This window comes from Halalkalibacter oceani (assembly GCF_023715705.1).
Taxonomy (GTDB): domain Bacteria; phylum Bacillota; class Bacilli; order Bacillales; family Bacillaceae_D; genus Halalkalibacter; species Halalkalibacter oceani_A.
In genome coordinates this window covers 21,064-47,277 of sequence record NZ_JAMBOS010000013.1, presented here as the reverse complement: position 1 = coordinate 47,277, position 26,214 = coordinate 21,064, and the positions used below count along the sequence as shown (strand labels likewise).

21 protein-coding genes are annotated in these 26,214 nt (G+C 48.8%); 20 read left to right on the top strand and 1 reads right to left on the bottom strand.

The window, feature by feature from the left end; translation table 11 throughout:
• The first annotated feature begins 489 nt into the window (after nt 1-489).
• The 11 genes from M3212_RS13155 to M3212_RS13105 all read left to right on the top strand — a co-directional run bounded on the left by M3212_RS13155 (nt 490) and on the right by M3212_RS13105 (nt 11,122).
• A complete protein-coding gene (locus M3212_RS13155; RefSeq protein ID WP_251194430.1) occupies nt 490-2,049 on the top strand; it encodes a spore germination protein in 1,560 nt (519 codons plus the stop codon).
• Nucleotides 2,046-3,254, top strand: a complete 1,209-nt coding sequence (locus M3212_RS13150; RefSeq protein WP_251194429.1) for a Ger(x)C family spore germination protein — start codon at nt 2,046-2,048, stop codon at nt 3,252-3,254. The genes M3212_RS13155 and M3212_RS13150 overlap by 4 nt, the downstream gene beginning before the upstream one ends.
• Nucleotides 3,255-3,470: a hypothetical protein gene (locus M3212_RS13145; protein ID WP_251194428.1), complete on the top strand. Its 216-nt coding sequence runs from the start codon at nt 3,255-3,257 to the stop codon at nt 3,468-3,470.
• 14 nt (nt 3,471-3,484) lie between these two features.
• Nucleotides 3,485-4,582, top strand: coding sequence for a GerAB/ArcD/ProY family transporter (locus M3212_RS13140; protein WP_251194427.1), 1,098 nt, complete (start codon nt 3,485-3,487; stop codon nt 4,580-4,582).
• A 43-nt stretch (nt 4,583-4,625) separates the two neighbouring features.
• Nucleotides 4,626-5,387 carry a sulfite exporter TauE/SafE family protein gene (locus tag M3212_RS13135; RefSeq protein ID WP_251194426.1) on the top strand — a complete coding sequence of 254 codons (762 nt, stop codon included), beginning with the start codon at nt 4,626-4,628 and terminating at the stop codon, nt 5,385-5,387.
• A gap of 109 nt (nt 5,388-5,496) precedes the next feature.
• Nucleotides 5,497-6,132 carry a DsbA family oxidoreductase gene (locus M3212_RS13130; protein ID WP_251194425.1) on the top strand — a complete coding sequence of 212 codons (636 nt, stop codon included), beginning with the start codon at nt 5,497-5,499 and terminating at the stop codon, nt 6,130-6,132.
• Between the two features lie 21 nt (nt 6,133-6,153).
• Complete coding sequence (locus M3212_RS13125; protein WP_251194424.1) at nt 6,154-6,819, top strand: spermine/spermidine synthase; 666 nt, start codon at nt 6,154-6,156, stop codon at nt 6,817-6,819.
• A gap of 216 nt (nt 6,820-7,035) precedes the next feature.
• The gene (locus tag M3212_RS13120) at nt 7,036-7,764 is read left to right on the top strand and encodes a FadR/GntR family transcriptional regulator (RefSeq protein WP_251194423.1); all 729 of its coding nucleotides are present in this window, start codon (nt 7,036-7,038) and stop codon (nt 7,762-7,764) included.
• 20 nt (nt 7,765-7,784) lie between these two features.
• Nucleotides 7,785-8,840 carry an Ldh family oxidoreductase gene (locus tag M3212_RS13115; protein ID WP_251194422.1) on the top strand — a complete coding sequence of 352 codons (1,056 nt, stop codon included), beginning with the start codon at nt 7,785-7,787 and terminating at the stop codon, nt 8,838-8,840.
• A 20-nt stretch (nt 8,841-8,860) separates the two neighbouring features.
• Nucleotides 8,861-9,700 (top strand): alpha/beta fold hydrolase, encoded by an 840-nt coding sequence (locus M3212_RS13110; RefSeq protein WP_251194421.1) that lies wholly within the window; start codon nt 8,861-8,863, stop codon nt 9,698-9,700.
• Nucleotides 9,701-9,823: 123 nt separating this feature from the next.
• A complete protein-coding gene (locus M3212_RS13105; protein ID WP_251194420.1) occupies nt 9,824-11,122 on the top strand; it encodes a globin-coupled sensor protein in 1,299 nt (432 codons plus the stop codon).
• A gap of 218 nt (nt 11,123-11,340) precedes the next feature.
• On the opposite strand, the gene M3212_RS13100 is transcribed toward M3212_RS13105, so the two are convergent.
• A complete protein-coding gene (locus M3212_RS13100; RefSeq protein ID WP_251194419.1) occupies nt 11,341-12,264 on the bottom strand; it encodes a manganese-dependent inorganic pyrophosphatase in 924 nt (307 codons plus the stop codon).
• A 273-nt stretch (nt 12,265-12,537) separates the two neighbouring features.
• Between M3212_RS13100 and M3212_RS13095 the strand changes: the two genes are divergently transcribed.
• The 9 genes from M3212_RS13095 (at nt 12,538) to nirB (M3212_RS13060) (ending at nt 26,203) form a co-directional block, all read left to right on the top strand.
• Complete coding sequence (locus M3212_RS13095) at nt 12,538-12,918, top strand: ArsR/SmtB family transcription factor (protein ID WP_251194418.1); 381 nt, start codon at nt 12,538-12,540, stop codon at nt 12,916-12,918.
• Nucleotides 12,890-14,473, top strand: coding sequence for a heavy metal translocating P-type ATPase (locus tag M3212_RS13090; protein ID WP_434084051.1), 1,584 nt, complete (start codon nt 12,890-12,892; stop codon nt 14,471-14,473). Before M3212_RS13095 ends, M3212_RS13090 begins: the two co-directional genes overlap by 29 nt.
• Nucleotides 14,451-15,053, top strand: a complete 603-nt coding sequence (locus tag M3212_RS22405; protein WP_434084050.1) for an HAD-IC family P-type ATPase — start codon at nt 14,451-14,453, stop codon at nt 15,051-15,053. The genes M3212_RS13090 and M3212_RS22405 overlap by 23 nt, the downstream gene beginning before the upstream one ends.
• A 69-nt stretch (nt 15,054-15,122) precedes the next feature.
• A complete protein-coding gene (locus M3212_RS13085; RefSeq protein WP_251194417.1) occupies nt 15,123-15,647 on the top strand; it encodes a LysM peptidoglycan-binding domain-containing protein in 525 nt (174 codons plus the stop codon).
• A 355-nt stretch (nt 15,648-16,002) separates the two neighbouring features.
• Nucleotides 16,003-18,354: a nitrite reductase large subunit NirB gene (gene nirB / locus M3212_RS13080; RefSeq protein WP_251194416.1), complete on the top strand. Its 2,352-nt coding sequence runs from the start codon at nt 16,003-16,005 to the stop codon at nt 18,352-18,354.
• Between the two features lie 41 nt (nt 18,355-18,395).
• Complete coding sequence (gene nasC / locus M3212_RS13075) at nt 18,396-20,534, top strand: assimilatory nitrate reductase catalytic subunit NasC (protein WP_251194415.1); 2,139 nt, start codon at nt 18,396-18,398, stop codon at nt 20,532-20,534.
• 183 nt (nt 20,535-20,717) lie between these two features.
• Nucleotides 20,718-21,923, top strand: a complete 1,206-nt coding sequence (locus M3212_RS13070; protein ID WP_251194414.1) for a nitrate/nitrite transporter — start codon at nt 20,718-20,720, stop codon at nt 21,921-21,923.
• 326 nt (nt 21,924-22,249) lie between these two features.
• The gene (gene cobA / locus M3212_RS13065) at nt 22,250-23,728 is read left to right on the top strand and encodes a uroporphyrinogen-III C-methyltransferase (protein ID WP_251194413.1); all 1,479 of its coding nucleotides are present in this window, start codon (nt 22,250-22,252) and stop codon (nt 23,726-23,728) included.
• Between the two features lie 45 nt (nt 23,729-23,773).
• Nucleotides 23,774-26,203: a nitrite reductase large subunit NirB gene (gene nirB / locus M3212_RS13060; RefSeq protein WP_349774193.1), complete on the top strand. Its 2,430-nt coding sequence runs from the start codon at nt 23,774-23,776 to the stop codon at nt 26,201-26,203.
• Nucleotides 26,204-26,214: the final 11 nt, after the last annotated feature.

Sequence of the window (26,214 nt, the reverse complement as noted above, 5' to 3'; positions counted from 1 at the left end):
TATGCCGTATGAAGAACGATCAGGTGCGATACGGTTTATAAAAACTTTATTAGGCACCCGGCACGGGCGAAGTGCATCCCGGCTCTAATCATTAATTCTCATATGATAGAGTATTTTGTTGTGCGAACGAAGTGGGGTTCTCAATGTTAAAAGAGAACGTCACATTGTTCCCGACCGCGATATGGAAGAAATAAAGATGAGGCGGCAAAAATGCGAAGGGAGTAAGAGGGCGTGAAGGAACGCATACAATCTTTTTGCGATACGAGACTTCCTGCTGCATGAAGAGGAGCGGCAAGGAGGCTCTCCCGAAGATCAGTGATTGCTTTAGTTGAATCAAAGAAGGCTTGTCACCCTGCATGAACCTTGGGTCCCGGTGCTTTTCAAAAAGGAGCAGAAACTCCTTTTTGAAAAGCATCTTTTTTATGCGGGAAAGGAATAAATTAGTATGCATAAGAACAAACTACGGGCAAATAACTTGTGCTAAGGAGGATGAGGAGCGTGCGGCTGTTTTCGAAAAAAAAGCGAGCAAACACGGAAAAAACAGTCCGCGATCCGGCTGAGCACACGAACCGGCCTTCTCCGGCACTGACAGGCGATCTGAAGGCTGATGCAGCTGAAATCCGGGAGACCTTTCACCATGATAATGATGTCATCTTTCGTGAAATTACGATTGCCGATGTCACTCCGATACCAGTTGTGCTGATGTATATCGAAGGGCTGACCAATACGGAGCTTATTGAAGAATCGATTATTACTCCACTGCTTGACCAGAAGGAAAATAATGAAGCCCGGAACCTGCTTGATAAGGTCAAAGGGAGGCTGGCAAGCAGTAACATGACAACTGTGCGGGATTTTGATAGCGGCTACCGCGCCTTGCTGGCCGGCAATACGTTGCTGTTAATAGAAGGTGTGGCCGAAGGGCTTGTCCTTCATTCGAAGTCTTATCAAGAGCGCGGGATTACGGAATCACAGACGGAGGTGCTTGTTCGCGGGCCACGCGATGCGTTTACGGAGGTTTTGCGGACAAATACAGCATTGATTCGCCAGCGGCTGCGAACGACAGATCTGCGAATTGTTTCCCTGGCAATCGGGACAAGATCGAATACGGATATCGCTGTTATTTATATTGAACATTTGGCGGAGAAACGGATCGTTAAAGAAGTATTTGAAAGACTGAAAAAGATTAAAGTCGACTCCATTTTAGAAAGCGGCTATGTCGAAGAACTGATTCAGGATGAGACCTTTACCCCGTTCCCGACCGTTTCAAGTACCGAGCGGCCCGATGCAGTTGCCGGGAAGCTTCTGGAAGGGAGAGTGGCGATTCTTGTTAACGGGACGCCGTTTGCTTTAGTCGTCCCTTCGTTGTTCACGGAGTTTTATCAAGTGCCTGAGGATTATTACCAGCGTTCTGACTATATTACGCTTCTTCGCATCTTACGATTGATGACGCTCATGATTTCTTTGCTCGGGCCTTCGTTGTACATTGCGATTACGACCTTCCATCACGAGATGCTGCCGCCGACGTTGCTGATCAGCCTGTATGCTCAACGTGAGGGGGTTCCTTTTCCGGCATTCGTCGAAGCGTTGATCATGGAAGTGGCGTTTGAAATTATCCGGGAAGCCGGCCTGCGCATGCCGCGGGCGATTGGACAGGCCGTCTCGATTGTCGGGACATTGGTGGTCGGATTGGCCGCGGTAGAAGCGGGGCTCGTTTCAGCTTCGATGGTAATTATCGTCGCGATTACGGCGATATCGAGCTTTGTCATTCCTGCTTTTAATATGGGAGTCGCGTTTCGGATTTTGCGCTTCCCAATGATGGGGCTGGCAGCGAGCTTCGGCCTATTTGGAGTATCGATTGGCTGTATCGTCCTGTCATTGCACTTATGCAGCCTGCGTTCGTTCGGCGTACCGTATATGTCGCCGATGGCTCCGTTTAACATGAACGATCAAAAAGATAATTTAGTGCGCGTCCCTATGTGGGAGATGATTAGACGTCCAAAGCTGTTAAACCATACTGACAAAATTAGAGAAAGCGGATCTGACAGATGAAGAAAAAATTGATGATCATTATTCTTCTGCTTTTGCTCGTCCTGCTGCCGGGCTGCTGGAATCGGCGCGAGCTAAATGAGCTTGCTATCTCGCATGCAATGGGGATTGAAAAAACGGAAGCCGGGGAATATCGCGTAACCGTCCAAATCATTAATCCTTCGGCAATTGCAATGCAGGAGCCGGGTACAGGGACGTATACACCTGTTGTCGTTTATACAGAGACGGGGACGACGATGTTTGAGGCGTTGCGTAAATTAACGATGACTGTCCCGCGGAAAATTTATGAATCGTACACGCAGGTTGTGGTGATCAATGAGGAGTTGGCGGAGGAGGGCATTATTGAGGCGCTTGACTTTCTCGTCCGTGATCACGAATTTCGGACCGATTTTTATTTTTTAATAGCGAAAAATGCGAGGCCGAGTGAAGTGCTGGAAGTGCTGACCGTTATCGACAAGCTGCCTGCCAACGAAATGCATCAGTCATTAAGGGCGTCGCAAAGCTCGTGGGGAGCAACGAAAACAATCGAGATTGATAAGCTTTTAACGGAGCTTGCCGGCAAAGGAGTCGAGGCGACGATCACAGGAGTCGTTATCGAAGGGGATCCGGATGCCGGCGGAAGGCTTGAAGGGCTGGAAGAAAGCACGCTTCCTGCCTTGCTTTCATTTAGGCAGATGGCGGTTTTTTCCCAGGACAGGCTGATTGGCTGGTTAAATGAACAGGAAAGCATCGGATTAAATTATGCGCAGGATAATATCGATAGCACGATTGTGAACATCGCCTGTCCGACCGAGGAGGACTCCTTTATCGGCGTCGAATTGATACGGTCAAAGGCAGGAATTACTACCGAAATCAATAATGGGATCCCGAGCGGGACTGTGACGATCAAGGCGGAGGCACAAATTGGCAATGTGCAGTGCAGCCTTGATACAGCTTCCGGACAAAGCCTGGCCGAAATCGAAAAGAGGACAGGGGAGCAAATCGTCACGGAGGTCGAGCAATCAATTGCAAAAGCACAGGAGCTGCGGGCCGATGTATTTGGCTTTGGCAAGGAATTGTATCAGCAGCAGCCGAAGGAATGGAAGGAAGTTGAAAGCGGCTGGAATGAGCGATTTGCGACGATGGAGATTCAGGTGAACGCTGAAGTAACACTGATCGGGACCGGAAATGCGAATCAGTCGGTGAAGAAGCTTATGGAGGAAGAATAAATGCTATGGCCGCTTGGAATGGTAATTACGTTGTCGATTATAATGGTTGGCAGCTCTGTCCCCTATATGGTGAAACACAAGTTCTCGAAAAAAGAATGGATTCTGTTTGGGCTCCTCGCCGCAGTTGGCGTAAGCCTTAATCTGATTCTGAGTCTTCAGGGGCAGCTGCCTGATCCGTTAAAAGCACTTGATTGGCTGGTCCAATTGGTTAAGTGAGAAAGGAAATGAGGATGAAGCAGACTGAAAAGATAGATGGCTATCAATTTACCGTTCTCGTCGCTCTGTTTATTATGGGCAGCACGATATTGGTGCTGCCATCGGCTCTTGTCGAATATGCGAGACAGGATGCATGGCTTGCCGGTGTGATAGCGGTCAGCTGCAGCCCGTTTCTGGCGTACCTTTATCTTAAGCTCCATGAGCTTTATCCGCAGCTGATGTTTGTCGACATGATAAAAAGAATAGTCGGGACATGGGCGGGAACTATTGTCGCCATCGTGTACTTTTTGTTTTCGATTTTATTATCGAGCATGGTGCTTCGTGATACGAGTGATTTCCTTCAAACGCAAATGCTGCCTGAAACCCCGATGTATGCACTGCAAATTTTACTGCTCGCTGCTGTGATTGTCGCCCTGCTCTATGGAATTGAAACAATGGCGAGGGGAGCGGAGCTCTTCTTTCCGATTGTCGTGCTTGTTGTGATCGCCCCTGTTCTGCTGACGGCTAATAATCTCGAATTTTCTCATTTAAAGCCGTTCCTCGGTAATGGCGTGCGTCAGGTGGTCGACGGTTCTCTGTTAATGCTGTCGATCCCCTTTTTAGAGCTTGTTTTATTTCTCCCACTGTTGCCTGCTGTTAATAAAACGAAGAGAAAAAGAGCATTCTTCATTGCCGGTGTTTTGGTCGGTGGTCTGATTATTTTTACGATTGCGATGGTAACGCTGTTGACGATTGGCGCAAATTTGACGGCGGCGCTCAACTTTCCGAGTTTTTTTGCCGCCAAGAAAATCAGACTGGGGGATTTTTTGCAAAGAATCGAGGCGGTGATTGCCGTTCAATGGATCATTACATCCTTCGTCAAAATTGCGATCTTGATGTATATTTCCCTCATACTATTTAAGCAGATTGTCAGGCTGCAGCGCTATCATATCTTTGTCGTGCCAATGTCGTTTATTGTGCTGGCTCTGTCGCACGCGATCCCGGTTAATACCGGTTCTATCCGCGAGTTTGCCGGCGAAACCTGGATTCCGGTTTCCCTCTTTCTCGGTCTCTTTGTCCCCCTGTTCCTTTATATCGTTGGTTTGATCAGGAAGAAAGCAAGCGCTTCTTGAGGGACGTCCCTTCAGTCAGTCATGCTATAATGAAGAAGAATGCATGTATGTGAAGGAAGGGTTGACCGTTATGCCAATCGAGTTTCTTTTTATTTTCCTGATCTTTTTGATTGGGAGCTTTATCCAGGGAGTAAGCGGTTTTGGGTTCGGCCTGTTTGCGATGGGCTTTTTGCCGTTAATGTTTACGTTGAAAGACAGTACATTGCTAGTCCTGTCTTTAACTTTATTTATTTCGCTGACGATTGTTTTTCGCATTTACCGTTATATTGAATTAAAAGGGTTCCTCGTTATTTTATGCGCCGCTTTAACGGGGCGGGTGGTTTCTTTCTTTTTCCTGACCTCTTATGGAGAGATGGACATTCTCAAGAAAGTGCTTGGTTTCTTTTTAATTGGCATGGTCATTTATCTTTTAACGAAAAAAAAGGGAGAGCCGTCGAAGCTTTTGCTGAAGCCGATATTTCCGATCACCTTCGGCTTTGTCGGTGGATTAATTGGCGGGATTTTCGCTGTTGGCGGTCCGTTTTTTGTGTTCTATTTTTTAATGATTTACAAGGAGAAGCACCGTTATAACGCCAATCTACAAACAACGTTTGCTGTCACAAGCTTGTTTACGATGTTTTTACATGGCTTGAACGGTGACTTTGATTCTACTTTTCTTCTCTATTTTGCCGTCGGTCTTGTCAGTGTGTTTGTCGGGGCCAATGTCGGATTAAGGTTGTTTGAAAAGCTGCCGCAGGAAAAGATCAAATTGTTTGCGATGTGCATTGTGTTTCTCGCGGCTGTGAACTTACTTGTGTTTACATAAGCGGTTTTCTAAAAGGAGACAGGAGGCCGCCGCTTCAAATGACCGGACAATGGAGCAAATGTGGTATAGTAATGGTAGGATCTAACAAATGAGCGAATGGAGGAAGAGAATGAAAGTCGAAATATGGTCTGATTTTGTCTGTCCTTTTTGTTACATTGGCAAACGGCGATTTGAACAGGCATTAAAGCTGTTTCCGGAAAGAGAGCAGGTTGAGGTTCATTTCCGCAGCTTTCAGCTTGATCCTGATGTTCCGCCGGGATCAAAGCAAACGGTGTATGAAGGTCTTGCCTTGAAATACGGCACGACGATCCAGCAGGCGCGGGAAATGTGTGAGCGCGTCGCAGATCAGGCGCGGGAAGCCGGCTTAACCTTCCATTTCGATACCGCTGTTGCCGCTAATACGTTTCATGCTCACCGCTTACAACACTTTGCGGCCAGGGCGGGAAAAGAAAAGGAAATGACCGAGCGGCTGTTGCAGGCTCACTTTACCGATTCATACGACATTGGTGATAAAGCGAAGCTCCTTGAGCTGGCAGAAGAAGTCGGACTTGAAAAGACGGCGGCTGAGCAGGTGCTGGCGGGCGAGGACTTTGGAGCTGAGGTCAAGCGTGATATCGAACAGGCGGTGAAATATGGAGTAAAAGGGGTGCCGTTCTTTCTGTTTGATGAAAAGTATGCGGTTTCAGGCGCTCAACCGGGTGAAGCGTTTTTGCAGGCGTTGCATAAGGCGGCGGAGGAACGTTAACAGGTGAAAGGGGTGTGACAGATGAATAAGGTTGTCGTGCTTGAGCGGGGAAAAAGTGTGTTTGGCGAGGAAATCCAGCTACAGCAACGGGAACGGGACTTTGAAATTATTAGCAATGGCGTTTTTCTGATGTCGACGGAAAATGGTCAGTCTGAACGGGAAATGGTAAAGAAAGCGGTGGCCGTCATGAGGCGGAACCCTCGGCAGGTATTGGTCGGAGGTCTGGGGGTTGGTCATACGGCTGATCAGGTCCTGCGGGAGGGGGATAACGTAAATGCGCATATTGTTGAAATTGAACCGAAAATCGTAGAGTGGCAATATAAGTATCTTTATCCATTCTCCAACCGGGTTTTGCAGCGCGAGGGGGCTTCTTTGATCATTGATGATGTAAGCTTCTGGCTGGAACGGAACCCTCTTTGCTACGATTTGATCTGCCTCGATACCGATAATGGGCCAGACTGGATAGTAGCCGATCGTAACGCCAAACTGTACCGGAATGAAGGACTTGATTTGCTTTATCATCGAGTGACGCAGGGAGGAGCCGTTTCTTTTTGGAGTGCGTCCCGCTCTCAAGCTTTTTTCCAACTGTTGAAGGAGAAATTTGATCGAGTATATGAGTACCCAGTGAAAGTCTCAGCCACTTCTCAGCTGCCACCTGATTATGTATATATTGGCTGTAAGGATTAGGAGACGATGGAACCTCTGACACCGGGACCTAGACAGCATGAAGAGGTTTCCTCAAGCCTCATATCGCGACGAATCTTTCAAAAAATCAGACTGTTGCAAATACTCATTGATTTCTCGCGCGGTAATCTGTATAATAAAAGCAGTGCATGGTCAGACCATCATTCCATCGTGTTTATGTAAGCGCTAACAAATAGAAATAAGAAAGGTATACAAATAATGGACTTTAAACCAATTAAAAAAACGAACCTTGGGGACGATGTCATTCTTCAATTAAAGGATCTGATTGTCAAAGGGAAGCTCAAAATTGGTGACAAACTGCCAAATGAAAGAGAGTTGTGCACGCTGCTCGGGGTGAGCCGTTCTTCGCTGCGTGAGGGGTTAAAGGTGCTTGCCCAGCAGGGGCTGATAAGTCGTATTACATCGGGAACGTATGTGACAGCTGAATTTTCTAAAGTCATCGAAGAGTCTTTAACGATGCAAATTCTATTAAATGAAGCGACGTTCGACGAAGTACAGGAAACGCGGCTGGCGCTGGAAAAGGAGCTGACAGCTCTGGCGGCGCAGCGGCGAACCGATGAGGATTTACGGGCGATGGAGGAACAGCTCGCCACTTTACGCGGGGCCGTGGAACAAAATGATAAGCGTTTATATGTGAAAGCCGATATGGAGTTTCACCAGCTGATTGCCAAGGCGGCGAGAAATTCAGTGCTGATGTACGTCTATAATACCATTTCCCATTTGATTTTCAACGTGCAAAAGCAGGTCTCTTATGACAGTACGGTATTGGAGGCCTCGCATGCCTATCACCAGCAAATTTACGAGCTGCTGGTGGCGAAAGAGGACGAGCTGGCGCAAAAAACGATGGAAAGCCATTTGATCGATGTGCAAAAAAGACTGCAAACGTTGGCGAATTTCAGGGAAATAACCGAGAAAACCTTTGAATAGGACAGAAGGAGAGTGTAGCGATGATCGTAGATGCTGCTAAAATCAGCCGTTTTTCAAGAGAAAGCTTTATAAAGCTCGGAATGAGTGAAGAGGACGCCGACACGGTTACCACCACGATGCTGGAAGCCGATTACCGGGGGATCCACAGTCATGGATTTTTACGCCTGCCGATATATGTTAAACGGATCAAAGAAAAGTTTATTCAAGTGCCATCCGAGGTTACGGTCGAAATGGAAACGGAAGCGATGGCTTTTTTGGACGGTCATTATTCAGCAGGACAGATTGTTGGGAAGAAAACGATGGAAAAAGCGATGGAACTGGCCCGGAACCACGGCATCGGTATGGCGACTGCCAAGCATAGCAATCATTTTGGCATTGCCGCCCACTATGCGCTAATGGCGGCTGAACAGAATATGCTCGGCATTGTGATGAGCAATGTGGAACCGTTGATGCCGGCTGTTGGCGGAGCGGAGAAAGTAATTGGCAATAACCCGATCGCCTTTGCCAGTCCAACGGCAGAAGGAGATCCAATTGTGCTTGATATGGCTCTTAGCAATGCCCCGCTTGGAAAAATTCTGTTTGCCCAGGCGCAGGGAAAGGAGATTCCGGAAGGGTGGGGTGTCGATAAAAACGGGGAATCTACGACCGATCCGGCCCGTGTTTTGGATGGAGGGTTTCTTTCTCCGGTTGCCGGTCCAAAAGGATTCGGACTCGCTATTTTTGCTGAAATTTTAACAGGAGTCCTGACCGGAAGCCAGTTTTCAAAGGCGATCCCGTCGATGTACGACATGAAAGAGAAGCAGTCGATTTCTCATTTTATGCTGGCGATCGACTTGTCAAAGTTTGTCAGTGAAGAGGAATACGGTACTCGGATCAAAACATTGACGTCATTCGTCAAACATTCAAAAAGGGCGCCGGGCGTTGATGATATTTATATGCCGGGAGAAATTGAATTTGAACGGGAGAGAAGGAACAGGAAGTCGGGAATTGCGATGGAAGTGAACGTCTTAGACGAGCTCTATCAGCTTGCGGATGAGCTTGGTGTATCATTAAAGGATGTCGTTCTGCAAGACTAGAAGGAAGGAGATAAAGAGGAATGAAGGGACTTCAGGCAGTGAAGGGCTATACCGTGACAGGAGGTGGAGGAACGAAATTGTATGTCGAGGAAGGCGGGAATCCCGATGGGCAGCCTCTTGTCTTTATTCATGGCTTTAACCAGAGCCGCCATGTATGGGCGAAGCAGTTTGAGTCGGAGTTGCTGCAGGACTTTCGACTTGTCGCCTTCGATAATCGCGGTCATGGCTGGTCGGAGAAGCCGGTTGACGCGTATCAGAAGTCGGAATGGTGGGCAAAAGACCTCGACGCCGTATTGACTGAATTACAGTTGGAGAGTCCGGTTCTGATCGGCTGGTCATACGGCGGACTAGTCATTTTTGACTATTTGCGCTTTTTTGGAGAGAAAGCGATTGGCGGGGTGAATTTAGTAGGAGCACGCTCGCGCCTTGGGAAGCCGGAAGCCGCCGCGGAAACGGGCGAACACTACCAGGCGCTCAAGACGAAGCTGCTGGGACACGATATGACGGAGGCGCTCGAAGGGATTGAGGCCTTTCTTACGCTATGCAGCAATCGTCAGCTTCCAGCTGAAGAGTACTACTTTTTGCTCGGGGTCAATGCGATCGTTCCTCCTTATGTCCGACAAGCGTTAATGAAGCGCTCTTTATCAAATGAGGACATCATGCCAAAGCTCGGTACCCCTTTTTTAATCACCCACGGCAAAGAGGATCAGATTGTTTTGCCGCAGCATGCGATCTATAACAGTAGCCAGCTGCGGCATGCCAAGCTTTTCTGGTATGAGGCGACAGGACATATGCCTTTTTGGGAACAGGCTGAGCGGTTTAATCAGGAGCTGAAAGCTTTTGTTACTTCTATTATGTAGTAGACCTATTTTTTTACAAAATAAATTGAGCCCCTACGCTGTTTCTGTGATAACATGTAAAATAGGTTATTTATCCTGCGTCGATGGTGTTAATCGGCGTATGGTGAGAAAAGGGGGATCTTAATGAAATTAAGCTTTCGGACGAAGCGAAAGGAAGTTCAATCCACAGTAAAGGCTCAGCAGCCAGTACATAATGTTGCTATTCGTGTTTCACCGGCGGTGCAAAAGCAGCTGGCGATGATTCATTTAACGACGGCTGATTTAATTGCCGTGAAAGACCTTCAGCCTTTGGTGGAAAAGCATGTAGATGAAATCATTAAGCGGTTTTATGACAATCTCGAAAGAAACAGTGAATTAAAATCGATTATTGAAACAAATAGTGCTGTCGAGCGATTGCGGGTTACATTGAAACAACATGTAAAAGAGATGTTTAACGGAATGATAGATGGCGCTTACATTGAGCAGCGGATTCGGATTGCGCATACTCACGTGCGAATCGGTCTCGATTCAAAATGGTATGTGGGTGCTTTTCAGGATTTATTAGAAGCGATGATTGATCTGATTTATGAGCATTATGAAGATAACCAGACTTGCAAAAAGTACATAAAAGCGGTCGCAAAGATGTTTAATCTGGAGCAGCAGCTTGTGCTGGAAGCCTATGAAAGTGAAGTAGAACGGATCATTCAACAAAATCAGGAAAAGCAAAATGAACTCGTAAGGCTCGTTAGCGCAACAGTGGAGGAATTGGCGGCTGTTTCCGGAGAAACAAGTGCCTCGACAGATGAGCTTAAGTCAAGATCGGATGAAATTCTCGCCTACACGCATAAAGTCTCGAAGCATTCCCAGAAGGTTGAGGAGATTTCGAAGGGTGGCGCTGAAAAGTTGCAGGCACAGTCCGCGCAAATGAGCGAAATAGATGGCACGATCGGCAAAATTTCAGAGGAAATGGGTATCCTGAGAGGGAATGCCGAACAGATTAACGAAATTGTCGGCCTTGTTCAATCGATTGCCGCACAGACGAATCTGCTTGCATTAAATGCGGCGATTGAGTCGGCCCGGGCAGGAGAGGCTGGAAAAGGGTTTGCTGTTGTAGCAGAGGAAGTTCGCAAGCTTTCCGATCAAACGCAAAACTCAGTCAGCAAAGTATCTGATTTGATTATCCGCACTAATGATCAAATTGGCGCGATGTCAAGTTACATCGCCAACATTAACGATCTAATCAAAGAGACGTCATCAGGGATGAAGGAAACGAGTGATTTCTTTGATGAAATTGTCGAAGCAACAGAAAAAAGCAATCTTCAAAATGTCAGCGTTGAAAAAGAAATGGAGCATATTGCCCGCGTCACTGAAGAAATTAACCATGCCGCTGCCCAGCTCGCAACCACAGCTGACGAGCTGACTGAAATGATGAAAAAAGGGTAAAGCTCTGCCTGTTTAAAAGACATAGGAGCCTAAAGAGGCTAGGCAAAAGGTGCAAAACAACCTTCGGCCCAGCCTCTTTAGCGATGTTATCATGCTCTGCAGTGTACAGGATAAAGCATCCCGATCCCATCTCTCCTTGAGGCTGGTCCAAAAGGTAGAAAACAACCTTTTGGACCAGCCTTAAAGCCGCGCGATGATATTGTGCCTCGTAACTCCTTTTACTTCAATGCTTCTGTAAGCTGAGGAACGACCTGTTTCTTACGCGATACGACCCCTTTTAACAGCGCTGTTTTTCCATCAAGAGTAACCTGGAACGCCTTATTGACTGCTTCAGCCTGTGAGCCGAGGGCGAGAACCTTTGAGTCGTTGTTTAAAATATCCGTTACAACGAGCAGGAAGAGGTCGAGACTTTTTTCGGCGATTACGGCTTCGATTTCAGCTTCTAATTCTGCTTGCTTCGCAAACACTTCTTCCACGTCGACCGTATTCACTTGGGCAATTTCCACTTTGTGCTGTCCCATTTGAAATTCCTTTGCGTCAAGGCTTAGGAGATCTTTCGCCGATTTATCGCTCACATCGGCACCGGCCTTGAGCATCGCTAGGCCGTATTCCTCACTGTTAACTCCGGCGATTTCAGCAAGCTTTTTTGCAGTTGCTATGTCTTCTTCCGTGCATGTCGGGGATTTGAACAGCAATGAATCTGAGATAATAGCGGAAAGCATCAGGCCGGCAATCTCCTTTGGAATGTCAATTTCATTCTCTCTGTACAGCTTATAAAGAATGGTTGCCGTGCAGCCTACCGGTTCAGCCCGGTAATAAAGCGGGTCGCTTGTCTCAAAGTTGGCAATCCGGTGATGGTCAATCACTTCAATGACGCGAACCTGATCAAGGTCTGAGGCGCTTTGCTGGCGCTCATTATGGTCGACGAGAATGACCTCCTTTGCTTCAGCAACCGACTCAGTCAATCTTGGCGCGTTGACCTGGAAATAATCGAGCGCGTACTGTGTTTCACTGTTAATTTCCCCTAAACGGACCGGTTCAGCGGGGATATTAATCTTTGTTTTTAAATGGGCGTAGGCAATAGCAGAGCAAATTGAATCTGTGTCAGGATTCTTGTGACCGAATACGAGAACTTTTTCCATAATGAACACTCCTTTATGTAAACGAGCTTAATAAATATTTACATGTAATAACTTAACATAATTAGCAGGGCAAGCGAAGTATTGTCTTTTAAATTTTTGCAGCCTTGTCCCGAAATTTTAGAATAAGCCTAAAGCAATATGTGTAGCGTCCAGAGCCATTCCCTTTCTCTATTTACTGCTTCTCAAGCGAGCCCTTTTCCGGAGCATCGATTGACGTTTTTCGATTGCTGGCATACACTATAATCAAATGATCATTTGAATGAGGGATGAAGGATGCCGAAAGCGAAGAACCAAATCGATACATGTGATGTGTTTTGCTATGACGAAGAGAAAGTGAAGCGTGTCTCCTCCATCGTGGAAGCGGAGAAGCTTAGTCCGGTTGCCGGGATTTTTAAAGCTCTTGCTGATGAAACGAGGCTGAAAATCGCTTACGCTCTTTGTCAGGAGGAGGAGCTGTGCGTCTGTGATGTGGCGACGATTATTGGAGCGACGGTGGCGACCGTCTCCCACCATTTACGGCATTTGCGCAGCCTCGGCATTTGCAAAAGCCGGAGAGAGGGCAAGCTTGTTTTTTATTCGCTGGATGACGCCCATGTCATAATGCTTGTCACGACGGCTGTCGTACATGGAAGAGAGGTGTGGGCTCGTGAGTAAAGCAGTCCATGAAGCAGAAAAGAAAGTGTACCGGGTAGAGGGCTTTACCTGTGTGAATTGCGCCGGGAAGTTTGAGCGCAATGTTAAGGAGCTTGAAGGGGTACACGATGCCAAGGTGAATTTCGGCGCTGCGAAGATATCCGTCTATGGAGAGGCAACGCTTGAGCAGCTCGAAAAAGCCGGTGCGTTTGAACAGCTGCGGCTGACACCTGAACATGATAGAAGCAGAGAAGTGGAACGGACAACACCGCTTTCCTTCATCAAGAAGCATATCCATGTGGTTATTTCGGCGCTCTTCCTTGTGCTTGGCATCATCGGTCAATCTATGCTTGGGGAAGGAAACGGCGCGGTTATCGGCGCTTTTCTTGTATCAATTGTTGTCGGCGGCTTTTCGCTTTTCAAAGTCGGTCTGGCCAATTTACTAAGAGCGCAATTTGATATGAAAACATTGATGACGATCGCTGTGATTGGAGCGGCAATTATCGGTGAATGGACCGAAGGAGCGATTGTCGTCATCCTGTTTGCGATCAGTGAAGCATTGGAACGGTTTTCCATGGACCAGGCGCGGCAGTCCATCCGCTCGCTGATGGACATCGCGCCAAAGGAAGCGTTGATTCAGCGCAATGGCGAAACCGTGCTCGTACCTGTTGACGACATTCAAATTGGCGACCGGATGATCGTGCGCCCCGGACAGAAAATCGCCATGGATGGAACCGTCATGAGCGGTCGTTCCTCGGTCAACCAGGCGGCAATTACCGGGGAGTCCGTGCCGGTGGAAAAGCACGAAACGGATGAAGTGTTTGCTGGAACGTTAAATGAGGAAGGACTGCTTGAGGTAGAGGTGACAAAGAGAGTCGAGGATACGACGCTTTCAAAGATCATCCACCTTGTGGAAGAAGCGCAGGCTGAGCGTGCGCCTTCTCAAGCTTTTATTGATAAATTCGCCAAATATTATACACCGGCGATTATGCTTGTCGCCCTGCTCATTGCGCTAATCCCGCCATTGTTTTTCCAGGCAGACTGGGGAACATGGATTTACCAGGGCTTGGCCGTCCTGGTCGTCGGTTGTCCGTGCGCGCTCGTCATTTCCACTCCGGTGGCGATTGTGACAGCAATCGGCAATGCCGCGAGGAATGGAGTGCTTATCAAAGGCGGCGTTTATCTGGAAGAGCTGGGCGGCTTGAAGGCCATTGCTTTTGACAAAACAGGAACGCTAACGAAAGGCAGCCCGCAGGTGACGGATATTATTACGTGCGCTGCAGGTTATACGACGCAGGAAGCTCTGACCGTGATCGCCGCTTTAGAGTCACGCTCCGCTCATCCGCTTGCATCGGCGGTAATTCGTAAAGCGGAGGAGGAGCAGGTTCGTTATCACGAGATTGAGGTCAATGACTTTCTCTCTCTGACCGGAAAAGGAATTAAAGGAAGCATTGACGGAGTGCAGTATCAGATCGGGAATCTCCTTCTGTTTCCGCAGGTCAGTGCCGAAATAAAAGAGGAAGTCCTCCGGCTCCAAAGACAGGGAAAAACCGATGCTCTTCGGAACAGAGGATGATGTATACGCTGTCTTTGCGGTCGCTGATGAAGTGAGGGAGCTGAGTAAAAAAGTAGTTGAGAGCTTGCACGAGCTGGGGATTTCACGGACTGTAATGCTCACGGGTGATAATCAGCTTACGGCTGAGGCTGTCGGCAGGCAGGTTGGCGTGAAGGACATTCAGGCTGAGCTTCTGCCTGAGGATAAGCTGAGCTATATTAAGCAATTAAGAAATGAGCATGAACGAGTCGCGATGATCGGAGACGGAGTAAATGATGCCCCGGCACTGGCCGCTTCCACGGTCGGAATCGCAATGGGAGGAGCCGGTACGGATACGGCGCTCGAAACGGCGGATGTCGCCCTGATGAGCGATGATTTGAAGCAACTGCCGTACCTCGTTGCCCTTAGTCGGAAAGCATTGCGCATTATTAAGCAGAATATCGCCTTTTCACTCGGGTTGAAGCTGCTCGCGCTGCTGCTTGTCGTTCCCGGCTGGCTCACTCTCTGGATCGCTATTCTGGCAGATATGGGGGCAACCTTGCTTGTGACAGGGAATGGTCTGCGTCTGCTGAAGCGAAAAAAGAACAGGGACGAGATATAGGCAGGCACATCTTCTCCCCTCGGCCAATAGTATACAGGAGGGGTTAATCGGGTACGAGGGGGAAGTGATGTGCTGGCAAACGAAGGAACTTACTTTGTTTATACGGTGAAGCCGAATGATACGGTATTTGGTATTGCGACCATGCTCCGAAGTACGGTTGACGAAATAGAGCAGCTGAATTCCCTTTACCCTCCTTTTACAGATCCAGGGCTGATTTACGAGGGAAGACAGCTGATTGTACCTTATGCCTATACCCCGGAGCCGCAGGTACTTTATTTTGTCCAGCCGGGTGAGACCCTTACATCGATTGCGGGTTCGTTTGGTATTGATCTTCAGACAGTGAAAGAGCTTAACCCGCAATTGACTGATAGAAACAAAATAGTCGCCAATCAATTACTGGAATTGCCATTGCAAATTGAAATTGTCGAAGAAGGGGATTCCTTATGGCGCATTGCCGAGAGGCGCGACGTTCCTGTAATGGCGCTGATTCAGGCCAATGCGAACAGGCACAGCTTTTCGGGTGATGTGATTTATCCAGGCTATGCCCTGCTCCTTCCCCGCTGTCTTGATCAAACAAAGATTCGTCCGGCTTAATTGAAGGGCGGATCTTTTTTAATCGATAAGAAAGATAAAATTTTCGGATTCACTCGTGGAAGGGCGGTGCTTCGCACGCCGCTTATGAAAAAGCCGCTGTGCCCTAGCTTAAAAAGATCGTGGCTGTCCCCTCTTTTTGAACGATAAAATTTCGGATGGATTCGTAGAAAAGCCGCTGTGCGGTTTTTTTATTGCGTTTTCAGAGAATTCTATGTCAGCACATCTGACATGGTTAAGGAATTGAACACTTATTCTTACTAAAATGATAGTGACTATATAAGAAGTAATTTTAATGTGTCTTTAAAGATAGTGCCGCGCTGATCAATCATCCCGGATGAAAGAGGGGGTTCTAAAAATGAAACAAAAGCTGGTCTTGATAGGAAACGGCATGGCAGGAATAAACTGCATGGAGGAAATCCTGAAAGTAAATCCGTCTCTGTATGAGGTGACTGTTTTCGGCAGTGAGCCTCATTACAATTATAATCGCATTATGCTATCGAGCGTTTTACAAGGGGATACGAAGGTTGATGATATTACATTGCATGACCGCGCCTGGTATGAGAGCAACGATCTCCAGCTTTATACAGGGGAGACAGTCGTCCAAATCGACACGGTCAAAAAAACAGTGAGCACTGATCGCAACAGAAAGGTTACTTACGACAAGCTGATTATCGCGACAGGCTCCGTTCCGTTTATGCTGCCGATTCCCGGAGCTGACAAGGAAGGAGTTGTCAGCTTTCGGACCATTGAAGACTGCCAAAAGATGGTCGAGATCGCCGGCAGTTATAAAAAAGCGGCCGTTATCGGCGGAGGTCTGCTCGGTTTGGAGGCCGCCAGAGGGTTGCTGAATCTCGGGATGGAAGTCAATGTCATTCATATCGCCAAGCATCTGATGGAGAGACAGCTTGATCCAACCGCGGCGATGATGCTGGAACAGGAGCTGGAAAGCCAGGGGATGAAGTTTTTGTTGGAGAAGACGACCGAGGAGATCACCGGCAGCGGCCGGGTCGAGGGGCTACGGTTTACCGATGGCACGTCGGTAGAAGCAGATATGGTCATTATGGCGGTCGGCGTCCGTCCTAATGTCCAGCTGGCAAAAGAAAGCGGGATTGAAACGAACCGGGCGATCCTCGTCAATGATTATTTGCAGACGAGCGTGCCTGATGTGTACGCCGTTGGAGAATGTGTCGAGCATCGCGGAATGGTATACGGCCTTGTTAAGCCGCTTTATGAACAGGGGAGAGTGTTGGCCGCTCATCTATGCGCCAGGGAGACGGGCGGATACGAGGGAAGTACTCTTTCGACCCAATTGAAGATTTCAGGGGTGAATGTCTTTTCGGCGGGCGACTTTCAGGCCGATGAGAACGCAAAAACGATGATGAGTGTTGATGAACTGGCCCGGACATACAAAAAAATCATCCTGCGCGATGAGAAAGTGATCGGCGCCGTTATGTTCGGTGATACGAAGGCGAGCAATAAGCTGCTGGATATGATGACGAAGCAGAAAGTGATCACCGATGAAGAAAAGCGGTTGCTTTTGCAAAGCGCGGGAGAGGAATCGGAAGTAGTGACGATGGAGCAGACGGAGCTGATCTGTCAATGTAATGCCGTGACAAAGGGGGCGATTATTGAAGCCTGTCAGCAACATGAACTGTCGAGTGTCGAGGAAATTAAAACCTGTACAAAGGCCTCAAGTGCATGCGGGAGCTGTAAGCCACTCGTCTCCGAGCTACTGTCCTATATCCAGAGCGAGGACTTCGATGAAGTAGTCGAAAAGGAAGCGCTGTGTGCCTGTACGATGCTGACCGATGAAGAGATTGTCCAAGAGATGCAGATCCGCAAACTAAGCTCCGTCCATGATGTGATGGAGCAGCTCGATTGGAAAACGAAGGATGGATGCCGGACCTGTGTCCCAGCATTGCATTATTACCTTGCGATGATTTATTCCGAATATGAAGCGGAGCAGGAAGCGCTTTTCCTGAATGAGAGAATGAATGCGGTTGTCCAGAGCGATGGGACATACGCGATCACGCCGCAAATGTACGGGGGAATCACCAATGCTGATGAACTGCGGAGAATCGCCGATATTGCCGGGAAGTACCACATTCCAAACGTTGCTGTGACGAGTGATCAGCGGATTCATTTATACGGCATTCTGAAAGAGCAGCTGGAGCCGATTTGGCGTGAGCTGGACTTGCCATTGAGAAGCGCAACCGGCAACAGGGGGCATAGCATAAAAACCTGTCTAGGGGAAACAGCCTGTACTTGTGATAAGAAACAGGCGCTGGAGCTGGCGGTCGAGATTGATCAGCGGATTGACTCAGTGCCGGCGCCATACCGGCTGAGAATGGGAATATCAGCCTGCAGTCATAACGGAGCCGGTTCCACCACGAAAGATGTTGGGCTGATCCAGTTTGCGCGTGGCTGGGAAATCTATGTCGGCGGCAGCAGCGGAAGGAATGTCCGCCAGGGGCAGCTGCTCTCAGTGGCTGACACGGCGGAAGAAGCCTGTGAACTGGTGATAGCCTTCATTCAATATTACCGGGAAACAGCCAAATATTCTGAGCGGACTTGGGATTGGATTAATAGGGTTCATTTGCTGCACATTCGCGAGGTCCTGTTTGCTCCGGAGTTAAGGCAGCAGCTGATCGGTAACCTGGAGCAGGATGCCTTACAGATAAAAGCGAGAGTGGCGAAAACTTTCTAAGATGTCACGCAGACAAATATGTTAGCAAAGGATGAGAGACGATGACTGAGATGCTATTAAGGTATTTTCGAACGAAGCAGCAGGAAGTGGAAAAGGAAACCGTTTATCAATCACAATGCCCTTTTTGCAGCATGCAGTGCAAAATGCAGCTAATTGAGCAAGTGACGGTGACGCGTAAGAAATACAAAACAGTCGGTGTCGATAATCCAACGTCAGGAGGTCGGCTGTGTATTAAAGGGATGCATGCCCATCAGCACGCCCTTCATTCCGAGCGGCTCAAATATCCGCTACGCAAAGTGAACGGTGAGTTTGTCCGGATTTCCTGGGAAGAAGCGCTGGAGTTGATTCGCGAGAAATTCACGGCGATTCAGGCGCAACACGGCAAGGATGCGTTAGCGGTCTATGGCAGTGCGACGATCACGAATGAAGAGGCGTATTTGCTCGGGAAGTTTGCCCGCGTCGCGCTCGGAACAAGGTATATCGATTACAATGGCCGCTTATGTATGTCGGCCGCGGCCTCCGCTGCGGCGAAAACCTTTGGTATGGACCGCGGCTTTACGAATACTATTCAGGAAATTCCACATTCCAGATGTCTGATTCTGGCCGGAACGAATGTGGCTGAATGTCAGCCGACGATCATGCCTTATTTTGAAAAAGCGAAAGAAAACGGAGCGTTTATCATTGCCATCGACCCGCGGGAAACAGCGACGACAAAGCTGGCCGACCTTCATTTGAAGGTGAGACCGGGAATGGATGCGGCATTGGCGAACGGCATCCTGAAGGTAATTCTGGACGAAGGGTTAATCGATGAAGATTTTCTGGCACGCCGTGTTGTCGGCTTTGAGGAAGTACGTGAGTATGTCTCGGCCCTCGACCTTAATGAAATTGCCGAACTGACCGGGGTGCCGCTTAGCCAGATCAGAAAGGCAGCTTCTGTCTTTGCCAGAGAAGAGTCGGGGATGATTTTTACAGCCCGGGGAGTGGAGCAGCAAACGGATGGTTCAAGCGCGGTGCGGAACTTTCTTAATATTCTATTAGCAACAGGGAAGATCGGTAAGAAATACTCCGGCTATGGCGCGGTGACCGGGCAAGGAAACGGACAAGGGGCGAGAGAGCATGGGCAAAAAGCCGATCAGCTGCCAGGCTACCGCTCCATTGAAAATGAAGCTGATCGTCAATTTATCGCCGACGTCTGGAAGGTCGTTGTCAAGGATATACCGCGCAAAGGGGTATCGGCTTTTGAAATGATCCAGAAGGTCGACGAAGGAGAGATTAAGGCAATGTTTCTAATGTGCTCGAATCCGGTTGTCTCGAACCCGCGCGCCGAGTTTGTCAAACAGGCCTTGACTAAGCTCGATTTCCTCGTGGCGGTCGATATGTTTATTTCCGAAACAGCGCAATTAGCCGATTTAATTTTGCCAACGACCTCGTATTTGGAAACAGAAGGGACAATGACGAATGTCGAAGGGCGGGTCATGTTACGCGAAGCAAGCTTCCCGCTCCGCGGCGAGGTCAAGCATGACTGGAAGATTATTTGTGAAGTCGCCGATGCTCTCGGTAAAGGCGAATATTTCTCCTTTTCGTCACCGGAGGAGGTTTTTAATGAGTTATGTGAGGCGTCGCGCGGCGGCATTGCCGACTATTCCGGCATGAGCTATGAGCGGTTGCGCCGGGAAAAAGGTCTGCTATGGCCATGTCCTGACGCAACGCATCCCGGGACCGAGCGCTTATTTGAATCCGGCTTTGCCCACCCCGACCAAAAGGCGCGGATGGTGCCGGTGTCCAATACAGCGAAAATCGCCAAGGAGAAAACATCGGAAACGTATCCGCTCTTTCTGACGACAGGCCGGATCATGTCTCACTATTTAACCGGCGTGCAAACGAGAAAGAGCGCGACTCTTGCCGCACGTGAATTCGAATCCTATATGGAAATTCACCCTGCAACGGCAAAAAAATTTCAGATAAACGATCAAAGCCTGGTCAAGGTCGAATCGGAGCGGGGCAGCATTGTCGTCAGAAGCAAATGGTCACAGACCATTCGCAAGGATACGGTCTTTGTGCCTTTGCATTGGACGGAATCACAAAATGTCAATCGTCTGGTGGCGGGCACCCTTGACCCGTCCTGCGGGATGCCGGGCTTTAAAGTAAGCGCGGTGAAGATTTCAGCAGTTGATCAGTAATACCGACAGCGTCATACAACACGATAGAGGTTGTTCCAATACCTTTTGGGGTAACCTCTCTTTTTAGAGTAAAAGAAGTATTTTTAATATATGAAAAGACTGTCAGAAATTGTTACACAAATTCTGTTATTTTCCAGAAGCTTTGGCATAATGGGCCTATGAAAAGGAAAAGGAGTGTTTGAAATGAAGCTTTCTGAATTGAAAAAAAGTGGGCATGCTCCATCGCTCCTCTCGGCTTTTTTATATTTTGATATCAGCTTTATGATTTGGGTGTTATTAGGGGCACTGGGCGTTTATTTGACAGCTGACTTCGGTCTCTCGGCTGGACAGGTCGGGATGATTGTCGCCATTCCGATTTTAGCCGGATCGCTCTTCCGGGTCATCATGGGTGTACTGACGGATCGCTTCGGGCCAAAAAAGACGGCGATCGGCGGGATGATCGTGACGATGCTTCCGCTGTTATGGGGCTGGCTATTTGGCTATACACTGAGTGAGCTATATATGATCGGAATTTTACTTGGGGTAGCCGGAGCCAGCTTTGCCGCGGCCCTGCCGATGGCAAGCCGCTGGTACCCTCCACATCTACAGGGTGTTGCAATGGGGATTGCCGGTGCCGGAAACAGCGGGACGCTGCTGGCGACCCTGTTTGGTCCGCGCCTCGCTGAAATTGTCGGCTGGAACGGAGTCATGGGCCTGGCGCTGATCCCGCTGAGCATCGTCCTCTGCTTATATATCTTCATGGCGAAGGAGCCGCCAAATCAGCCGGCTCCAAAACCGTTAAAGCAGTATTTTACCGTTTTCAAGGAAAAAGACACGTGGTACTTCTGTCTGCTGTACAGTGTGACGTTCGGCGGATTCGTCGGGTTGACCAGTTTTCTGAGCTACTTTTTCGTCAGTGAATATGGCGTCTCGGGCGTCCGGGCCGGTGATATTGTGACGCTCATCGTCGCGTCCGGCAGCTTCCTCCGTCCGGTTGGCGGGCTGATTTCGGATAAAATCGGCGGGGTAAAGCTGCTGCAATTTTTATTTTTGGGCGTCGCGCTCTGCATGTTCGCGGTCAGCATGCTGCCGCCTTTGGCGATCGTCGTCACTGTTCTCTTTGTCGGCATGGGTTGCCTTGGAATGGGGAATGGAGCGATTTTTCAGCTCGTTCCGCAGCGCTTCCAAAATGAGATCGGCATGGTAACTGGGATTGTCGGTGCGGCCGGGGGAATCGGCGGCTTTTTCCTTCCCAATGTACTCGGCTCATTGAAAGACATTACCGGCACGTATGCAACCGGCTTTATTACGTGCTCGATCGTTGCTTTAGTCGCCTTTGCGATCTTGCTCTATGCCCAGGCTGGCTGGAGAAAGGAATGGACCGTATCGGGCAAGCAGGTACGAATTTAAGCGAAATCTGTCTATGACAGCGATTAGTAGCATGAAGCAGACTTGCTGTGTCCTTTCAAAGCTGGAGGACTTATCCAAAGCAGTGGGACAGCTTCATACATTGCGGCCTTGCTATGAGTGTGCCTCGTAGCAAGGCTTTAAATTTAAAATGGCAACGGCTGCACTCATGAGGTAGAAGCTACAAAAAAAGGAAGCTGCGGGCTTTTTTTCAGACTGGAAAAACCATGTCAGATAAAATGACACATTATAACATGTATTTAAAATCATAGTTTACGATTAACATATATTTTAAATCACGGTTTTGCAGAAGCAAAGGGGGAGTGAGGATGAAAAAGGGAATGGTCTACTTAGTAGGAGCGGGGCCGGGGGACGCCGAGCTGATTTCCGTTAAAGGGAAAAGGGTCTTACAGCAGGCGGAGGTCGTCATTTTTGACCGGTTAATCAATCCCTTTTTGCTAACGTATGTAAAGGAAGATGCCAGGCTCATTTACTGTGGCAAACAGCCATGCCGCCATACATTGCGGCAGGAGGACATCCAGAAGGAGATTTTGATTCATGCCAGGAAGGGCAAAACCGTCGTCCGACTTAAGGGAGGAGATCCTGCGGTATTTGGCAGAGTTGGTGAGGAGGCCGCTCTGTTGGCGGAGCATCATATTCCGTATGAAATAGTTCCCGGCATCACCGCAGGCATTGCCGCGACAGCCTATGCCGGAGTGCCGCTTACTCACCGGGTTCATTCGGATTCATTTGCAGTCGTGACTGGGCACGGAAGCAAAAAGAGCGGCGCGCCTGAAATCAATTGGCAGGCACTCTCAAAGGGTGTCAAAACAATTGTGTTTTATATGGGGATCAAGCATCTAAAAACAATCGCAACCGAGCTGATAAGCCGTGGAAAAACGAGCGAAACACCTGTACTCGTCATTCAGTGGGGAACGTACAGCAAGCAACGGACAGTAGAAGGAACACTTGCCAACATTGCCCACAAAGTGGAACAGACAGGGTTAACGAATCCGGCGATTATCGTAGTTGGCGAGGTCGTTGCTTTAAGATCGAAGCTGGCCTGGTACGATAACAGGCGCCTGTCGGGGAGAAGCATTCTTATTCCTGGAGCTGAGGAAAACCACGCTGCACTTATCGATCAATTAAAACAGCAGGGCGCCGATGTGTTTGCTTTCCCCCTTTTGACAGATTATGCAGCTGTCGAACGGGAGAAGCTGGAAAGCCTGCTTGGAAGCGCTGAAAGCAAAGAGCTCGTCTTCCTTTCAGCAGATAGTGTTCAGTTGTGTTTACAGGCATTCGGCGAACACAATTTAGATTTCCGGCACGTCCACTCCCCCATCTATGCCGCCGACTCGTCCGTCAGAAAGAGATTGCGCTCGGTCGGCATTCAGGCTGAATTGCTGCAGGATTCTCATCCGCTGCAGCTACCGGTATTCATCGGCAAAGAAGCAGAGGTGGAAAGCGCGAGAACTCAGCACCCGCGCCAAGGGGAGGCACTAATTTTAACGAAGCAAAGGGTGAGTCAAAAAAACATTGAGGCCTTTCAACGGCTGGTTGCTGAGCAGCATGTAAACAGCCTGCTTATTACGAGCCGAAGCGAGGCACGGCAATTGCTAACGTTTTTAACGTTGAGCGGTATCGGTCCTAAGATTTGCGCTGGCCTGCAGGTGTGCTGCAAAGGGAAAGATGTGAAGCGTCTGCTGCAGGCAGGGAATATAGTCGTTCAAAGTCTGATCGAAGACGCTGAGCTGACGGAGCTGTTCAACATGTTTCAGACTGAAGAGCGCGTTGTGATGGAAGGGTAGAGCGAGTCGAGTGAAATGAACTTCGTGAAAAAAGGAGCGATAGATGTGCGAGAGAAACTAGTATTGATCGGGAACGGGATGGCAGGTATCCGGACATTGGAAGAGATTATCAAAAGGGATCCTGGGCGCTACGCCATCACCGTCTTTGGAGAAGAGCCGCACCCAAATTATAACCGGATCATGCTCTCCTCGGTGCTGCAGGGAGACGCCAATGTGAACGATATTGTCCTGAATGATTACGATTGGTATGAGAGCAACGGTATTACGCTCTATACAGGTGATCCGGTCGTTAAAGTCGATGAGAAAAAACAGCTAGTGATGAGTGAACAGGGACGGACGTGCCACTATGACAAGTTGATTTTTGCAACCGGTTCTAATCCGTTCATGCTGCCTTTGCCCGGAGCGGATAAAGAGGGCGTGATCGCTTTCCGTAATATTAAAGATTGCGAGACGATGATCGAAGCTTCGAGACATTACAAAAAGGCCGTTGTCATCGGCGGCGGCTTGCTTGGACTCGAAGCGGCGCGCGGTCTGCTCAACCTGAAGATGGAGGTTGACGTCGTTCATATTGCCGATTATTTGATGGAGCGTCAGCTGGATCATCAGGCAGGGGCGATGCTGCGTGAAGAGCTGGAAAAGCAAGGGATGAATTTCTTGTTAAATAAACAGACGGAGCGGATTACTGGAGATACACGGGTAAAAGGGCTGCGCTTTCAGGACGGTACGAGTACAAAGGCTGATTTAGTCGTGATGGCTGTTGGCATTCGTCCGAATGTCGAGCTGGCGAAAGAAAGCGGCCTGGAAGTAAACCGGGCAATCATCGTTGATGATTATATGCAGACAAGCAAAAAGAATATTTACGCTGTGGGCGAATGCGCAGAGCACCGTGGGATCGCTTACGGGCTTGTCGCGCCGCTGTACGAGCAAGGCAAAGTATTGGCGGAACATATTTGCGCGGAAAACAAAGCAGCGGTTTCCGGCTACCAGGGATCAATTGTTTATACGCAGCTGAAGGTGTCAGGGGTTGATGTTTTTTCGGCCGGCAGATTTCAGAATAGCAAGGAAACGAAAGCGATCCGCGTGCATGACGAATTCGAAGGAATTTATAAAAAGGTTGTCGTCCAGGATAATAAAGTCATTGGCGCTGTACTGTTCGGAGATACCGGCGATTCGCCGCGCATCCTCGACATGATGAAAAAAGAGCAGGATATTTCGGAAATGAGCAAAGTTGCGATTCTGCCGACAGAGCAGGCAGCCGGTGAAAGGGAAAGCCCTGTTCTGCTGATGGCTGATGAGGAAACGATTTGCGGCTGTAACGGCGTCTCGAAGGGTGAAATCGTTGCGGCGATTACGAATCAGGGGTTAACGTCAGTTGAGGAGATTAAGCAGTGTACGAATGCCTCACGCTCATGTGGCGGCTGTAAGCCTTTGGTCGCTGATCTTCTGGCATTGACAACAGGAGAGCAGGCGGATACCTCGAAGGAACCGATGTGTGGCTGTACGGACTATACGCATGAAGAAGTAGTCGCCAGTATTCGCGAGCTGAGCTTATCCTATCCGCGTGAGGTGATGAATGTATTACATTGGCGGACGGAGGAAGGGTGTTCGAAGTGCCGTCCGGCGATCAACTACTATTTAGGAATGGTGGACCCGCTTAAGAATAAGGATGACCATACGTCACGCTTTATTAATGAACGCGCTCACGGCAATATTCAAAATGACGGTACCTTTTCCGTCGTGCCGAGAATGTATGGCGGCGTGACCAACCCGGCGCAACTGCGACAGATTGCCGATGTAGCGGATAAATATAACATTCCATTGCTGAAGGTAACCGGCGGACAGCGGATTGACATGTTCGGCGTTGAAAAGGAGGATCTCCCGAAAGTGTGGAAGGAGCTTGGAATGAGATCCGGCTCTGCCTACGCGAAAGCGTTGCGTACGGTAAAAACATGTGTCGGCGAACAGTTTTGCCGCTTTGGCACCCAGGATTCCATCGGGCTCGGAATCGAATTGGAAAAGAAATTTGAGTACATCAATACCCCACACAAAGTGAAAATGGCTGTGTCGGCGTGTCCACGCAACTGTGCTGAATCAGGTATTAAAGACTTCGGAGTCGTAGGTGTTGAAGGCGCATGGGAGCTTTATGTCGGAGGAAACGGCGGCGTGGATCTGCGGGCGGGTGACTTATTCTGCAAGGTGAAAACAAAAGAGGAGATTATCGAGATCATTAGTGCGTTTCTGCAATACTACCGGGAGAACGCCCGCTATTTAGAACGGACGTCTCACTTCGTCGAACGGGTTGGTCTTGATCATATGAAGAAGGTCGTGCTCGATGATCCAAAAGGACGGAAGGAATTAGTTGAGCGATTGGAGATTGCCTTGTCAACTGGAAAAGACCCTTGGAAGGAAATTATCGAAAGTGAAGAGAAGCGGAAAGAGCTGTTCGAGAAGAAGCAAGTGGAGTCATTCGTATAAGGAGGGGAAGC

Excerpts from the sequence above, each read along its gene's own strand:
- M3212_RS13155 (WP_251194430.1), top strand. The coding sequence starts at position 490 with ATGAGGAGCGTGCGGCTGTTTTCGAAAAAAAAGCGAGCAAACACGGAA.
- M3212_RS13150 (WP_251194429.1), top strand. The coding sequence starts at position 2,046 with ATGAAGAAAAAATTGATGATCATTATTCTTCTGCTTTTGCTCGTCCTG.
- M3212_RS13145 (WP_251194428.1), top strand. The coding sequence starts at position 3,255 with ATGCTATGGCCGCTTGGAATGGTAATTACGTTGTCGATTATAATGGTT.
- M3212_RS13140 (WP_251194427.1), top strand. The coding sequence starts at position 3,485 with ATGAAGCAGACTGAAAAGATAGATGGCTATCAATTTACCGTTCTCGTC.
- M3212_RS13135 (WP_251194426.1), top strand. The coding sequence starts at position 4,626 with ATGTATGTGAAGGAAGGGTTGACCGTTATGCCAATCGAGTTTCTTTTT.
- M3212_RS13130 (WP_251194425.1), top strand. The coding sequence starts at position 5,497 with ATGAAAGTCGAAATATGGTCTGATTTTGTCTGTCCTTTTTGTTACATT.
- M3212_RS13125 (WP_251194424.1), top strand. The coding sequence starts at position 6,154 with ATGAATAAGGTTGTCGTGCTTGAGCGGGGAAAAAGTGTGTTTGGCGAG.
- M3212_RS13120 (WP_251194423.1), top strand. The coding sequence starts at position 7,036 with ATGGACTTTAAACCAATTAAAAAAACGAACCTTGGGGACGATGTCATT.
- M3212_RS13115 (WP_251194422.1), top strand. The coding sequence starts at position 7,785 with ATGATCGTAGATGCTGCTAAAATCAGCCGTTTTTCAAGAGAAAGCTTT.
- M3212_RS13110 (WP_251194421.1), top strand. The coding sequence starts at position 8,861 with ATGAAGGGACTTCAGGCAGTGAAGGGCTATACCGTGACAGGAGGTGGA.
- M3212_RS13105 (WP_251194420.1), top strand. The coding sequence starts at position 9,824 with ATGAAATTAAGCTTTCGGACGAAGCGAAAGGAAGTTCAATCCACAGTA.
- M3212_RS13100 (WP_251194419.1), bottom strand. The coding sequence starts at position 12,264 with ATGGAAAAAGTTCTCGTATTCGGTCACAAGAATCCTGACACAGATTCA.
- M3212_RS13095 (WP_251194418.1), top strand. The coding sequence starts at position 12,538 with ATGCCGAAAGCGAAGAACCAAATCGATACATGTGATGTGTTTTGCTAT.
- M3212_RS13090 (WP_434084051.1), top strand. The coding sequence starts at position 12,890 with ATGGAAGAGAGGTGTGGGCTCGTGAGTAAAGCAGTCCATGAAGCAGAA.
- M3212_RS22405 (WP_434084050.1), top strand. The coding sequence starts at position 14,451 with ATGCTCTTCGGAACAGAGGATGATGTATACGCTGTCTTTGCGGTCGCT.
- nirB (WP_251194416.1), top strand. The coding sequence starts at position 16,003 with ATGAAACAAAAGCTGGTCTTGATAGGAAACGGCATGGCAGGAATAAAC.
- nasC (WP_251194415.1), top strand. The coding sequence starts at position 18,396 with ATGACTGAGATGCTATTAAGGTATTTTCGAACGAAGCAGCAGGAAGTG.
- M3212_RS13070 (WP_251194414.1), top strand. The coding sequence starts at position 20,718 with ATGAAGCTTTCTGAATTGAAAAAAAGTGGGCATGCTCCATCGCTCCTC.
- cobA (WP_251194413.1), top strand. The coding sequence starts at position 22,250 with ATGAAAAAGGGAATGGTCTACTTAGTAGGAGCGGGGCCGGGGGACGCC.